We start from the raw sequence: 13,749 nt of genomic DNA on the forward strand, positions 1-13,749 counted from the left end.
CGTGACAGGGTACTGGTGTCTGAGGCGCCCATTAGACTCACCTGGTGACTGTTCCCGGGATTCTGCGCGCCTTGGAAGAGGCAACCCTGTACCACGACGCCCTCACCTGGGCGCAGACCGATGCCGACCTCGGGCTCGTCGACGGACTCGATGCTCCGACGATCGCTGGTCTCCTCGCCAAGCGCACGAGCGCCGGGCATCCGGCATCTCTTCTCGTCGTCGCACCGACCGGGCGCCGCGCCGAATCGCTGGCCGCAGCTCTCGGGTCTTTCATTCCCGATGCGGAGATCCTCAGCTTCCCCGCCTGGGAGACACTGCCCCACGAACGACTCAGCCCGAGCGCCGACACGGTCGGCCGGCGACTGGACACCCTGCGCCGCATCACGACGTGGTCCGGCGAGCGTCCGCTCATCGTCGTTGCCTCCGTGCGTGCGGCCCTTCAGCCGATCGCGGGCAACCTCGGAGACACTGCTCCTCTCGCGCTCGCGCTGCGGGGACGAGGTCTCGAGCTCGATGACGCCGTCGAGCAGCTCGTCGAGCGGGCCTATACGCGGGTGGACATGGTCTCTCGTCGTGGCGAGTTCGCTCTGCGCGGCGGCATCCTCGACGTCTTCCCGCCGACGAGCGAACATCCGTACCGCGTGGAGTTCTTCGGTGACGAGATCGACCAGATCCGCGCGTTCTCGGTCGCTGACCAGCGGTCGCTGCCAGGCGATATCGAGCTCGTCGAACTCCCGGCGACCCGAGAGCTGCTGCTGACGGCTGAGGTGCGCGACAAGGCACGGTCGCTCATCGCGGGCTTTCCTGCCATCGCGGGAATGCTCGAGAAGATGTCAGAGGGCATTCCTGTCGAAGGTATGGAGTCGCTGCTGCCAGCTGTCGCCGGACCCCTCAGGTCTCTCGCCGAGTACTTCGCGCCCGGTACTGCGGTCGCCCTCGTCGACCCTGAGCGAGCCACCGCCCGCGCCCAGAGCCTCGGTGAGACGAACCGCGAGTTCCTGGATGCTGCGTGGAGCGCGGCGACGTCCGGAGCATCCGCCCCCATCGATCTCGGCGCCGGGGACTTCCTCAGCGTCGCGAGGCTTCGCGAGATCGTCCGGGAGCGCGATGGCGTCTGGTGGCGGTTCAGTCCCTTCGCGAGCGATGACGACGATGCCGCCAACATCGACGCGTCGATCATCCCGTCCTTCCATGGCAACGTCGATGGCGCGATCGACTTCGTCGCAGCCCGCCTCGCCGATGCGTGGCGAGTTGTGGTCGTGGCATCCGGAACCGGGCTCGTCGACCGCGCCCGTGACGTCCTCTCGGAGCGGGGGCTGGCTGCCCGCCCCGTCGAGACGCTGACGGATGCGCCGGATGCCGGTGTCGCAACCCTCGTGCTCGGATCTCTGGAGTCCGGATTCCAGGTGCCGGAGGCGAAGCTCGCCGTCCTCACCGACAACGAGTTCTACGGTCGCACGATCGGCGGCGACCAGCGCGTCGTGAAGAAGCTCGCCTCGCGGCGCCGCAACGTCGTCGACCCGCTGCAGCTGAAGAACGGCGACTATGTCGTGCATGCCACACACGGCATCGCGAAGTTCGTCGAGATGACTCAGCGTGAGGTCTCCACCGGCGGACGAAATGCCACCAAGACCACGCGTGACTACCTCGTGCTCGAGTACGCGCCGTCGAAGCGCGGCTATCCCGGTGACAAGCTCTACGTGCCCACAGACCAGCTCGACCTGCTCTCGAAGTACGTCGGCGGTGAAGCACCGAGCCTGTCGAAGATGGGCGGCAGCGACTGGTCGGCGGCCAAGAGCAAGGCACGCAAGGCGGTCCGCGATATCGCGGTCGAGCTCGTGAAGCTGTACTCGGCCCGTATGGCGGCGAAGGGCTACGCGTTCTCGCCGGACACGCCGTGGCAGCGCGAGCTCGAAGAGGCGTTCCCGTTCGCCGAAACACCCGATCAGCTGCAGACGATCGATGAGATCAAGGCAGATATGGAGCGGCCGATTCCGATGGATCGTCTGCTCTCGGGCGACGTCGGCTTCGGCAAGACCGAGGTCGCAGTGCGCACCGCGTTCAAGGCGATTCAGGATGGCAAGCAGGTCGCCATGCTCGTGCCGACCACGCTGCTGGTGAAGCAGCACCTCGAGACCTTCACCGAGCGCTTCGCCGGATTCCCCGTGAAGGTCAAGGCGCTCTCGCGCTTCCAGACCGATAAGGACGCCAGGCTGACGCTCGAGGGGCTCCTGGACGGTTCGGTCGACATGGTCATCGGCACCCACCGCATCCTCACCGACCAGGTGATGTTCAAGGACCTCGGGCTGCTGATCATCGACGAGGAGCAGCGCTTCGGCGTCGAGCACAAGGACAAGCTGAAGAAGCTGAAGACCAACGTCGACATCCTGGCGATGAGCGCGACACCGATCCCGCGCACGCTCGAGATGGCGGTCACGGGGATTCGTGAGATGTCGACGCTTGCGACGCCGCCGGAGGACCGGCATCCGATCCTCACCTTCGTCGGTCCACGAAGCGACAAGCAGATCGCCGCCGCGATCCGGCGCGAGATCCTCCGCGAAGGACAGGTCTTCTTCGTGCACAACCGGGTGCAATCGATCCAGCGCGTGGCGAGCGAGCTTGCTGAGCTCGTGCCGGAGGCGCGCATCGCCGTCGCCCACGGGCGGATGGGCGAGCACCAGCTCGAGCAGGTCGTCGATGATTTCTGGGAGCGCAAGTACGACGTGCTCGTGTCGACGACGATCGTCGAGACCGGACTCGACATCTCCAACGCCAACACGATCATCATCGACAAGGCCGACAAGTACGGTCTCTCGCAGCTTCACCAGCTGCGAGGCCGCGTGGGCCGTGCGCGCGAGCGCGCCTACGCGTACTTCCTCTACGACGATGCCAAGCCGCTCTCCGAGACAGCCGCTGACCGGCTGCAGACCATCGCGATCAACAACGACCTCGGCTCGGGTATGCAGGTCGCACTGAAGGACCTCGAACTGCGCGGGGCGGGCAACATGCTCGGCGGAGAACAGGCCGGTCACATCGCCGGTGTCGGGTTCGACCTCTACCTGCGCATGGTCGGCGAGGCCGTGGCGAACTTCCGCGGTGAAGACACCGGAGAAGACATCGAGCTTCGGATGGAGCTCCCGGTGGATGCTCGTATCCCCGAGACCTACATCGACAGCGAGCGGCTGCGCCTGGAGGCCTATCAGAAGCTGTCAGCCGCAGCAGCTCTCAGCGCCAAGGATGACGCGATCGATCTCGTCATCGAAGAGCTCACCGACCGCTACGGCGCGCTGCCCGAAGAAGTCGAGGGGCTCATCGCGATTGCGCGCCTGCGCCGTCGTGCGGCCGCGGCAGGGCTGACTGATCTCGTCGTCATGGGATCGAACCTGCGCGTGGCCCCGGCGCGTCTCGAAGACTCGATGAAGGTGCGCCTGCAGCGCCTGTACCCGAAAGCGAAACTCGTCGCCGGGGGAGAGGCGCTCGTCGTACCGCTCGCGCAGGATGCCGAGATCCTCCCGTGGGTGTCGCAGCTGCTCACCGCGCTTTTCCCGCAGCCGGCTCCGGTCGCTTCCTGAAGTCGTGCACGCCGGCGCCGCGCAGCGCTAGTCTGGCGGCATGTTGTACGAGCACCTCGGGGCTCGGCCCCGCATCGATGACACTGCTGTCATCGCGCCGACCGCTGTCATCTCAGGCGATGTGCAGATCGGACCTGGCTGCCAGGTGCTGCATGGCGCCGTGATCACCGCCGAGGGCGGTCCGATCACGCTCGGCGAGCACGTGATCGTGATGGAGAACGCCCTCATCCGCGCCACGGCCGCCAACGCAGTGCACATCGGGAATCACACCCTCGTGGGCACTCTTGCGAGCATCGCCGGTGCGACCGTCGGCGAGGAGGTGTTCTTCGCTTCGGGCGCTCGTGTGTTCAACGGTTCGATCGTCGGGCCGCGCTGCGAGATCCGAGTGAACGCGATCGTGACGCGCCGTGCGGTGCTTCCAGAGGGCACGGTGGTGCCGATCGGGTGGGTCGCCGTCGGAGACCCCGTGCAGCTGTTCTCGCCTGGTCAGGCGGATGCCATCGCCGATGCGCAGCCGGATCTGGACTTTCCCGGGCACGTGTTCGGCGTCGACCGGGACACACCCGATCTGATGGTGCAGCTCACGGAGCGGTATGCGACTTCTCTCGCGCGGCACGCCGACGATCGCGTGGTCTGAGCCGGGGGCTTCGCACAGGTGCGCGGGCTTCGCACAGGTGTCGGTGTAAAACACGAATGCCGGTCGAAACCGTGTGGTTTCGACCGGCATCTGTGAAATGCACTGACGGCTGTCAGCACCCGTTAGAGCGGGGGATCAGATGACGCCCTGGGCGAGCATCGCCGCGGCAACCCGCTGGAAGCCCGCGATGTTCGCTCCGGCGACGTAGTCTCCCGCGACGCCGTACTTCTCGGCCGCATCGAATGCCGCCCGATGGATGTCGCGCATGATCTCGCGCAGCTTGTCCTCACTGTCGCCGAAGGTCCAGCGCTGACGCGATGCGTTCTGGCTCATCTCGAGCGCAGAGGTGGCCACACCACCCGCGTTGGCCGCCTTGCCCGGTGCGAACAGCACGCCGGCGCGCTGGAATGCGGCGACGGCATCGGGAACACACGGCATGTTGGCGCCCTCGGAGACGGCGCGGACGCCGTTCGCGATCAGCGACTCCGCGTCGGCGAGGCTGACCTCGTTCTGCGTCGCAGACGGCACTGCGATGTCGACGGGAACATCCCAGACGCTGCCGCCTTCGATGAAGCGTGCGCTGGCGCGACGGTTCGCGTACTCGACGATGCGGCCGCGCTCGACTTCCTTGATCTGGCGCAGGAGGTCGAGATCGATTCCGGCATCGTCGACGATGTAACCCGAAGAGTCGGATGCCGTCACGGCAGTCGCGCCGAGCTGTGCAGCCTTCTGGATGGCGTAGATCGCGACGTTGCCCGAGCCCGAGATGCCGACGCGCTTGCCCTGGAGAGAATCGCCGTGCACGCCGAGCATCTCCTCAGCGAAGAACACCGCCCCGTAACCGGTGGCCTCGGTCCGCACTTCAGCACCGCCCCAGCCGGTGCCCTTGCCGGTGAACATGCCCGACTCGTGACGGTTCGTGATCTTGCGGTACGCGCCGAACAGGTAGCCGATCTCGCGCCCGCCGACGCCGATGTCACCTGCAGGAACATCGGTGTGCTCGCCGAGGTGGCGGTACAGCTCGCCCATGAACGACTGGCAGAAGCGCATGACCTCGGCGTCGCTCTTGCGGTGCGGGTCGAAGTCCGAACCGCCCTTGGCGCCGCCGATGCCCTGACCGGTCAGAGCATTCTTGAAGATCTGCTCGAAGCCCAGGAACTTGATGATCGACAGGTTCACCGAGGGGTGGAAGCGCAGTCCGCCCTTGTACGGGCCGAGCACCGAGGAGAACTGGATGCGGTAGCCACGATTCACCTGCAGCTTTCCTGCGTCATCGATCCACGGCACGCGGAACATGATCTGACGCTCGGGCTCGACGAGCCGCTCGAGGATGCCTGCTTCGACGTATTCCGGGTGCTGCTCGAGCGCCGGGGAGATCGTTCCGAGCACTTCGTGCACGGCCTGCTGGAACTCGGGTTCGTGCGGGCTGCGGGCCAGAACCGTGTCGAACACGGGCTGGACAGACTCGGTGAGCGGGTGAAATTCAGTGAGGGTTGCGGTCACGCGGGACAGCTTTCTGGTTTTGTGGCTGAGGGCGCGATCGTGTCGCGAGAAGTCGTGCGCCGGATCGGGCGCGAGGTTTCACTTTACCCCGGGTGTTCGATGGTGTAGTAACAGGGGGTCTCACCCGGTGTTCTGCAGGCCAGCGGCAACGCCGCTGACCGAGAGCAGCAGGAGCCGGCGTTGCTCGTCAGCCGCGCCCGATCCCTGCGGGTCGGATGCCGCCGAGCGCAGCTCACGCAGCGCACGCAGCTGCAGCAGCGACAGTGCATCCACGTAGGGGCTGCGCAGTGTCACGGCCCGCTGGAGGATCGGCTTGTTCTCGAGCAGACCCGTGCCACCAGTGAGGCGGATGACCCACGCTTTGGTGAGCGCGAGCTCGTCGAGGACGAGGGCTGCGAGGTCGTCACGGTCGCCGAGCGCCAGGTACTGACGCGCGATGCGCTCGTCGGTCTTCGCCAGGCTCATCGCCACGTTGTCGATCATCGTGCGCAGCAGTGGCCACTCGTGGTAAGCCTCGACGAGGAGCGCTTCGTCTCCCACCGCCTCGAGCGCGCTGCCCAGACCGAACCACCCCGCCAGGTTGATGCGGGCCTGGGTCCACGCGAACACCCACGGAATCGCGCGCAGGTCTTCGAGGGACTCGACCGAGAGTCCGCGGCGGGCGGGCCGCGAGCCGAGAGCGAGCAGGCCGATCTCCTCCATCGGGGTGACGGTGGCGAACCAGGGGGCGAAGCCCTCGGCCTTCACGAGCGAGAAGAAGCGCTCGCGGGACGCAGCATCCATCGTCTGTGCGATCGGTGCGTAGCGCGCGGCAGCGCCGCTGGTGCGCTCCTCGACGCTCGGCGAAGATGCCAGCAGAGTCGCCGCAGCGACCTGGTCGATGTGACGCATGGCGATCGCGGGCTCGCCGTAGCGAGCGAAGATCGTCTCACCCTGCTCGGTGAGCTTGAAGCGGCCGTCGACGGAGTGCGGCGGCTGGGCGAGGATCGCCGAGTTCGCCGGCCCTCCGCCGCGGCCGAGAGCGCCGCCGCGACCGTGGAACAGGGTCAGCGCGATGCCGGACTCCTTCGCCCACAGTGCGATCTTCTCCTGCGCTTCGTAGAGCGCGAGGTTCGCGGCAACCGGGCCGACGTCCTTCGACGAGTCGGAGTACCCGAGCATGACCTCCAGGCGGTTGCCGGTCGAGGCCATCCGGGCGCGGAACTCAGGGAAATCGACGACCTCGGTGAGGATCGCCGGGGCCGCCTGCAAGTCCGCGAACGTCTCGAACAGCGGCACCACGTCGAGGACGGGAACGTCGTCGCCGAGCGCATACGTCGCGAGCCGGTGCACGTTCGCGAGATCTTCTGCCGACTGCGTGAACGAGACGACGTAGCGTCCGGCTGCACGCAGACCGTAGGTGCGCTGAATTTCGGCCACCGCGCGGAACACATCGAGAACCTCGAGCGTGCGCTCGCTGAGCTCGCCGCCCGCGTCGAGTTCGGCAAGGGCCTCGCGGTGCACCTGGGAGTGCTGGCGCACTTCGAGCTCGGTGAGGTGGAAACCGTAGGTCTCGACCTGCCAGATCAGATGCTGGATGCCACCGAAGGCGTGACGTTTCGCGCCAGAGGCGACGAGTGAGTGCTGTACGGCGCGGAGGTCTGCCAGCAGCTCCTCAGGGGCGCTGTAGGCTCCGGATGCATCGGCGCGCGTGGCGGCGACGCGGTCCGCGAAAGCGAGCAGCACGCGGCGGTGCGGCTCATCCGGGGAGCGCGTGGCGATCTCGTTCGCGAGGTCGGGTGCGGAGTGCGCGAACGCATCCCACAGAGCGGTGACCTCGCCGCTGGGCGGGGTACCTTCGGCGTCGAGCGTGAGACTGCGACCGATGCGGTCGATGGCGCGTTCGAGGCCGCGCAGGACGTGGTCGGAGGCGATCTTCGAGGCCTCGCGGGTCACGGATGCGGTGACGAACGGGTTGCCGTCACGGTCGCCTCCGACCCACGATCCGATGCGCACGAATGCGGGAACGATCGGCGTGCTCGCGCCGGAATCCTCACCGCGCAGCGCGTCGTCGATGCGGCGGTAGACGTGCGGGACGGTGGTGAAGAGGGTCTCATCGAACACCGACATGACGGTGCGGACCTCGTCGGTGGGAGAGGGCTTCTGCGCCCGCAGCGGAGCGGTGCGCCAGAGAGTGTCGACCTCTTCCAGCATCCGACGGCTCGCGCGACGCTCTTCTGCGCCCCCGACGCTTGCCGCATCGTGTTCGCTCAGCAGCTCGGAAAGGCGACGGATGCTGCCGGAGACGGCCCGTCGCCGTGCCTCAGTGGGGTGTGCGGTGAAGACGGGGTGGAAGCGCAGACTTTCGAGGCGTCGCTGGGCCTCGTCATCGCCGACCTCGCTGCGCAGCTGAGCGTAGGCGGCGGCGAGCGTATCGGATGCCGGGGCGCCGGTCGCTGACGCAGAGGAAGTGCTGGGGCGTCCTGCGCGTTCGCGAAGGACGCGCACCCGCTGGTGCTCCTCGGCGAGGTTCACCAGGTGAAAGTAGCACGTGAAGGCGCGGGCGACCTCATCAGCCCGCTCGATCGTAAACGATTCGGCGATCTCGGCCGCGCGCTGGAACGCTCCGCTCTCGGACGGGGTGCTGTGCTCTTCGTACGCCTGAATGCTGGCCAGGCGCAGCCGCTCGACGTCTTCGAACAGTCCGGGGCTGCCGCATTCGCGGAGCACCTGACCGAGCAGCGCGCCGAGCATTCGCACGTCCGCGCGCATCTCGTCGGGAATGCCGCGTCCGGCTTCGAAACGGCCGATGACGCGGATGGCCTCTGTGGGTGTGGGCTCGGGGGTGGGGGAATCCGTGATCACCATTCGAGGTTAGCCCCGTCGCTGCGGGGCCTCCGACCACGTGACGCGGTGTCATCGGCCGAAGTAGCATGGAGCGGATGTCTGATACCCGTAACCTTCTGCGCACGCAGCAGTTTCCCGCAGTGCTCCTTCTGCTCGCCGCAGCGCTCGGCCTCCTGCTCGCGAACCTGCCGAGTCATGGCCCGATCGCGGCGATTCTCGACGCGCATATTGCGATTCCTGGGACAGGCATCGACCTTTCGGTCGCACACTGGATCTCAGACGGACTGCTGGCGATCTTCTTCTTCGTCGTCGCGATGGAGCTGCAGTACGAGCTCACCCGAGGGGAGCTCAACTCCTTCCGCAAAGCGGTTCAGCCGGCGATCGCTGCCGCGGGTGGTGTACTCGTGCCGATCGCCATCTACCTCATGCTCGCCGGTGACGGAGCGACAGCATCCGGATGGCCTATCCCGACCGCCACCGATATCGCTTTCGCGCTCGGGGTGCTGGCGGTGTTCGGAAAAGGGCTGCCAGCCGCGGTGCGCGTCTTTCTGCTCGCGCTCGCGATTCTCGACGACATCATCGGCATCATCTTCATCGCCGTGCTCTTCGCGCACGATCTGAACTGGGTCTTCCTCGTGCTCGCTGTTGTGGGTGTCGTCGCGTTCGGTGCCATCTCGCGGATGCTGCCCACAAAGAACTCGCGGCTCGTCATCACCGTGATGATCATTCTCGGGGTGGTGGTGTGGGCGCTCGTGCTGCTCTCGGGCATCCACGCCACGATCGCCGGCGTCATGCTGGGGCTGGCGATCGCGCAGTCGCCCTCGATGCAGGCCCGTCACGCGATCGAGCCCTGGGTCAACGGGGCGATCCTGCCGATCTTCGCCTTCGCCGCAGCCTTTGTCGTGATTCCCGCTGTGGCGCCGGCAGACCTGTCGCCGGCGTTCTTCGGCATCGCGGTGGCGTTGCCGGTGGGCAAGATCATCGGCATCACCGTGTTCGGATGGATCGCGGTCAGAATCGGCTCAGGCAGCAAGAGTTCCGCCCTCACGGTCATGGATCTCGTGGCGGCGGGGGCACTCGGCGGCATCGGATTCACCGTCTCGCTGCTGCTGGCGAACCTGGCGTTCGCCGATGATCCCGGCGTTCGCGACCAGGCGATCCTCGGCGTGCTCGTCGGGTCGCTGATCTCGGTGGTGCTCGCTGGGGTTCTCGTCTCTTCGCGGGCAGCGTGGCATCGGCGTGTGAACGCAGCCAGCTCATGACAAGGAGGACGCGATGACCGGCTCTGATGCTCTGCGCACCGCCGCTGACACGATGCGCGCGGTCCGCGAGAAGTGCGTCTGGTCGCAACAGATCACCCACCGCGATCTCGTGCCCTACCTGATCGAAGAGTCCCACGAGGTCATCGACGCGGTCGAGAGCGGTTCGCGCGCCGACCTGCGCGAAGAACTCGGTGATCTGTTGTGGCAGGTACTGTTCCACGCGGCGATCGCCGCGCAAAACCCGGAGGATCCGTTCGACATTGACGACGTGGCTGAGAGGCTGACCGAGAAGATGATCCGCCGGCATCCGCATGTATTCGGCGATGAAGTGGCGACGACTCCCGATGAGGTGCTCGTGCACTGGAACGCGGCGAAGGCGGCCGAGAAGCGTGAGCGACGCAGTGTGCTCGACGGCGTGCCCGCGGGGATGCCGTCGCTCGCACGTGCGCAGAAGGTGCTGGGCCGTGCGGCATCCGTGGGGACAGGAGATGATGTGGCGCTCGCCGCGCACGATGCTGCCGAGGTCGGCGCCGCGCCGGAGTCGGAAGAAGAGCTCGGTGAACTGCTGCTGATGCTCACCGCCACCGCTCGTGCGAACGGATGGGACGCAGAGCGCGCGCTTCGCGAGCGTCTGCGCGTGCTTGAGGACGAGGTTCGCGCGGCCGAGGGTCGCTGACCTGGAAAGATGGAGACGTGGCTACTGTGAACCCGCCGCGCGGCATGCGCGACATCCTCCCCGCCGACAAGGCCCGTCGTGAGCGCGTGCTCTCCGTCATCCGCGAGCGCTACCTCGCGCATGGATTCGACGAGATCGAGACGCCTGCCGTCGAGGAGTATGACCGGCTGCATGCGGGTATCGGCGGCGACAACGAGAAACTCTCGTACAACATCCTTCGTCGTGGGCTGGATGCCGAGGCCATCGCCGCAGGCGCCGGAGACCCCGCTGCCCTCAGCGACCTGGGCCTGCGCTACGACCTGACGGTGCCGCTCTCGCGTTTCTATGCCAGCAATCGCGGGCAGCTTCCCGGGGTGTTCCGTGCGATTCAGATCGGCCCGGTCTGGCGGGCAGAGCGCCCGCAGAAGGGCCGCTACCGCCAGTTCATGCAGTGCGATATCGACATCATGGGCGACGACACCTCGCGTGCCGAAGCCGAGCTGCTGGTGGCATCCCTTGATGCCCTCGACGCGCTCGGGCTCACCGGCGCGACCGTGCGCATCAATGACCGTCGAGTGCTCGATTGGATGCTGGATTCCTTCGGATTCGCGATCGAAGAGCGCCCCGGCGTGCTGATCACGATCGACAAGCTCGACAAGATCGGACCCGACGGCATCGTCGCTGAGCTGCGTGAACGCGGAGCCACGGCATCCGCTGTCGATGCCTTCGACGCTTTCCTGCGTCGCCCGCAGACGATGGAGTACAACCCGTTCGGCGAGCGGCAGATCCGCAAGGCGCTGCCCGAGGGCGCGCCCGACGAGATCGTCGCGCACCTGGTCGGAATCGGCGAGGCTGTGGCCGTCGGAGGAGGGACCTCGTCCCCTGAGCCTGTCGAAGGGGCGATCCCGCTCGTCTTCGACCCGTTCCTGGTGCGCGGCATGGGCTATTACACGGGCACGATCTTCGAGCTCGCGCACCCGTCGGTGTCGTACTCGCTCGGTGGTGGCGGGCGCTACGACGGCATGATCGGCCGGTTCCTCGGCCAGCAGGTGCCGGCGGTCGGCTTCTCGCTCGGCTTCGAACGGCTTGTCGACCTCGTCGAGCTGGACGCGGATGCTGACAGCAGCTCGGTCGTTCTCGTGCACGACGCGGATGTGCCTGTGGCTGAACTCGTCGCGCACAAGGCGGCCTTACTTCGGTCCCTGAGCCCGTCGAAGGGTCGCGTGCGCCTGGAGCGGCGCGTGAAGAACTTCAAGGCGCTGCTTGAGCGCTCGGCCGCAGACGGCTACAACGCCTTCGCGACGGTGTCGGTCGGCGCCGAGCCCGGAACTCTCGAGATCAAGCCGCTCGCCTGAGCCCTCACGACCGCACTCCGCGGCACACCTGTCAGTCCAGATCACGGATGTCAGCCGCGAATGCGCTTTTTCCACTGATATCTGTGATTTCAACTGACAGCTGTCCTCGCGGTCACGCCGCGCTCAGCGCGCGACCTTGAGGCGTAGCATCCGGTACGCCACACCCACGAGTACGACTCCGGTGCCGACGAGCGATGCCAGCACGGGCAGAGTGCTCACCAGCACCAGGCAACCGAACGCTCCGAAGACCTGAAGTGCGCGTGGATAACGGCGCACATCTGCTTTCTGGCGGAACGCGGAGGCGTTCGCGATCAAGTAGTAGAGCAGCACGCCGAACGACGAGAAGCCGATCGCGTTGCGCAGATCGGCGAACAGCAGGATGACGATGACGACGAGACCGATTGTGATCTCCGCGCGGTGCGGAACCTGCCAGCGCGGGTGCACGGCCGCGAGCCACGGCGGCAGATCGGATTCGCGCCCCATCGCGAGGGTGGTGCGCCCGATTCCGGTGATCAGCGCGAGCAGCGCGCCGAGGGATGCTGTGGCGGCAGCGACTCGTACGACAGGTGCGAGCGCATTCCAGCCGGCTGCGCTGACGACATCAGCCAGTGGTGCGGTGCTGGTCTCGGCATCCGCCCCCAGCGTCTGCATCACTACGACGGCGATGAGCGCGTAGACGATGATCGCTCCGGAGAGAGCGAACACGATCGCGCGAGGAATGTTGCGGGCGGGGTCTGTGACCTCTTCGCCCATCGTGGCGATGCGCGCGTAGCCGGCGAAGGCGAAGAACAGCAGTCCCGCTCCCTGCAGCACGCCATAGGCGGTGAGGTCGGGCAGGGGAGCGGGACCTGCCGTCGGCGTTGCGGCGAACCCTGCGGCCACGACGACCGCGAGTCCCAGCAGCGAGACGATGACGAGGATGCGGGTGAGCAGCGCTGTGCGCGTGACGCCGAAGCAGTTCACCGTGACGAGGGCGGCGACGGCGAGGATCGCGACCGGCAGCTGCCAGCCCTCGGGGGCGGCGTACGCCGCGAACGTCAGTGCCATCGCCGCACAGCTGGCGATCTTGCCGATGACGAAGCACCAGCCGGCGATGAATCCCCACCACGGGCCGATCTCGGTGCGGGCGTAGGAGTAGGTGCCACCGGATACCGGGTGCACGGCGGCGAGCTGCGCAGACGAGGTGGCATTGCAGAACGCCACGACAGCGGCGATGGCCAGCGCGATGAGCAGACCGGAACCGGCGGCGTCGAGCGCCGGTCCCCACACCGAGAAGACCCCGGCGCCGACCATAGAGCCGAGACCGATGGCGACGGCATCTGTGAGAGTCAGGCGACGGGCGAGCTGCATCCTGTCATCGTGTCACCCGCGGGTGAACTTCAGGTGTCGCGAGTGGCGGTCACACGCTTCTTCTCACGGATGTACACCTCACGGCGCACCTTCGCCACCACGTCTCCGTCGCGGTCGGTGATCTCGGTCTCGAACCATTCGAGCACCTTCGCGCCGCCGTGCGCGCGTTCGCGGATCTGCGCGATCCGCTCCTTCGAGACATGGAAGTGCGCGGTCAGCACGCCGCGCCCCGGCTTGATGAGGTCGATCTCGCCACGGGTGTCCCAGACGACGTAGTCACGTCCGAGCTGGTGCATGACAAGCATGAAGTAGTACGGGTCGGTCATCGCCGACATCGAGCCGCCGAATGCGGTCTTCACGTAATTGCGCGTGAACAGGTTGACGTGCAGCTCGACGCTCGCGCGCGTCCAATCGTCGCTGAAGCGCCGAACGCGGATGCCGCTGAAGAAGTTCGGGGCCCACAGGCTCATTCCGATCGCGAGACGGCGGGGAGTGATCTTCATGTCCTCAGTGTGGCCGACCGAAGGAGGTCAACAAGAACTGATGTGTGTGTTGCCACAATTGTTCTAGTTGTCATAGAATTATAGGG

General features: G+C 66.6%; 9 protein-coding genes. 5 read left to right on the top strand and 4 right to left on the bottom strand.

Going from position 1 to position 13,749, the window contains the following annotated elements:
* The first annotated feature begins 44 nt into the window (after positions 1-44).
* Both mfd and ACN0RC_RS00820 read left to right on the top strand, forming a co-directional pair.
* Positions 45-3,572 (top strand): transcription-repair coupling factor, encoded by a 3,528-nt coding sequence (mfd, locus tag ACN0RC_RS00815; protein WP_417508163.1) that lies wholly within the window; start codon positions 45-47, stop codon positions 3,570-3,572.
* A gap of 40 nt (positions 3,573-3,612) precedes the next feature.
* Complete coding sequence (locus ACN0RC_RS00820) at positions 3,613-4,209, top strand: gamma carbonic anhydrase family protein (protein ID WP_417508164.1); 597 nt, start codon at positions 3,613-3,615, stop codon at positions 4,207-4,209.
* Positions 4,210-4,344: 135 nt separating this feature from the next.
* On the opposite strand, the gene gdhA is transcribed toward ACN0RC_RS00820, so the two are convergent.
* Positions 4,345-5,712, bottom strand: coding sequence for an NADP-specific glutamate dehydrogenase (gdhA, locus tag ACN0RC_RS00825; protein ID WP_417508165.1), 1,368 nt, complete (start codon positions 5,710-5,712; stop codon positions 4,345-4,347).
* A gap of 120 nt (positions 5,713-5,832) precedes the next feature.
* Positions 5,833-8,559: a phosphoenolpyruvate carboxylase gene (locus tag ACN0RC_RS00830; RefSeq protein WP_417508166.1), complete on the bottom strand. Its 2,727-nt coding sequence runs from the start codon at positions 8,557-8,559 to the stop codon at positions 5,833-5,835.
* A gap of 74 nt (positions 8,560-8,633) precedes the next feature.
* Between ACN0RC_RS00830 and nhaA the strand changes: the two genes are divergently transcribed.
* Genes nhaA through ACN0RC_RS00845 form a run of 3 tightly spaced genes read left to right on the top strand, consistent with a single transcriptional unit; the run spans position 8,634 to position 11,810 of the window.
* A complete protein-coding gene (nhaA, locus tag ACN0RC_RS00835; RefSeq protein ID WP_417508167.1) occupies positions 8,634-9,800 on the top strand; it encodes a Na+/H+ antiporter NhaA in 1,167 nt (388 codons plus the stop codon).
* Between the two features lie 13 nt (positions 9,801-9,813).
* Positions 9,814-10,476 carry a MazG family protein gene (locus tag ACN0RC_RS00840; RefSeq protein ID WP_417508168.1) on the top strand — a complete coding sequence of 221 codons (663 nt, stop codon included), beginning with the start codon at positions 9,814-9,816 and terminating at the stop codon, positions 10,474-10,476.
* A gap of 44 nt (positions 10,477-10,520) precedes the next feature.
* A complete protein-coding gene (locus ACN0RC_RS00845; RefSeq protein WP_417508572.1) occupies positions 10,521-11,810 on the top strand; it encodes a histidine--tRNA ligase in 1,290 nt (429 codons plus the stop codon).
* A 123-nt stretch (positions 11,811-11,933) separates the two neighbouring features.
* Here the strand turns inward: ACN0RC_RS00845 and ACN0RC_RS00850 are convergent, their stop codons facing one another.
* Together ACN0RC_RS00850 and ACN0RC_RS00855 are read right to left on the bottom strand one after the other, a co-directional pair.
* The gene (locus tag ACN0RC_RS00850; RefSeq protein WP_417508169.1) at positions 11,934-13,160 is read right to left on the bottom strand and encodes an APC family permease; all 1,227 of its coding nucleotides are present in this window, start codon (positions 13,158-13,160) and stop codon (positions 11,934-11,936) included.
* 29 nt (positions 13,161-13,189) lie between these two features.
* On the bottom strand, positions 13,190-13,663 hold the full coding sequence (locus ACN0RC_RS00855; RefSeq protein ID WP_417508170.1) for a DUF4442 domain-containing protein: 474 nt from the start codon (positions 13,661-13,663) through the stop codon (positions 13,190-13,192).
* Positions 13,664-13,749 lie beyond the last annotated feature (86 nt).

It is taken from the genome of Microbacterium sp. (assembly GCF_048259935.1).
GTDB lineage: Bacteria > Actinomycetota > Actinomycetes > Actinomycetales > Microbacteriaceae > Microbacterium.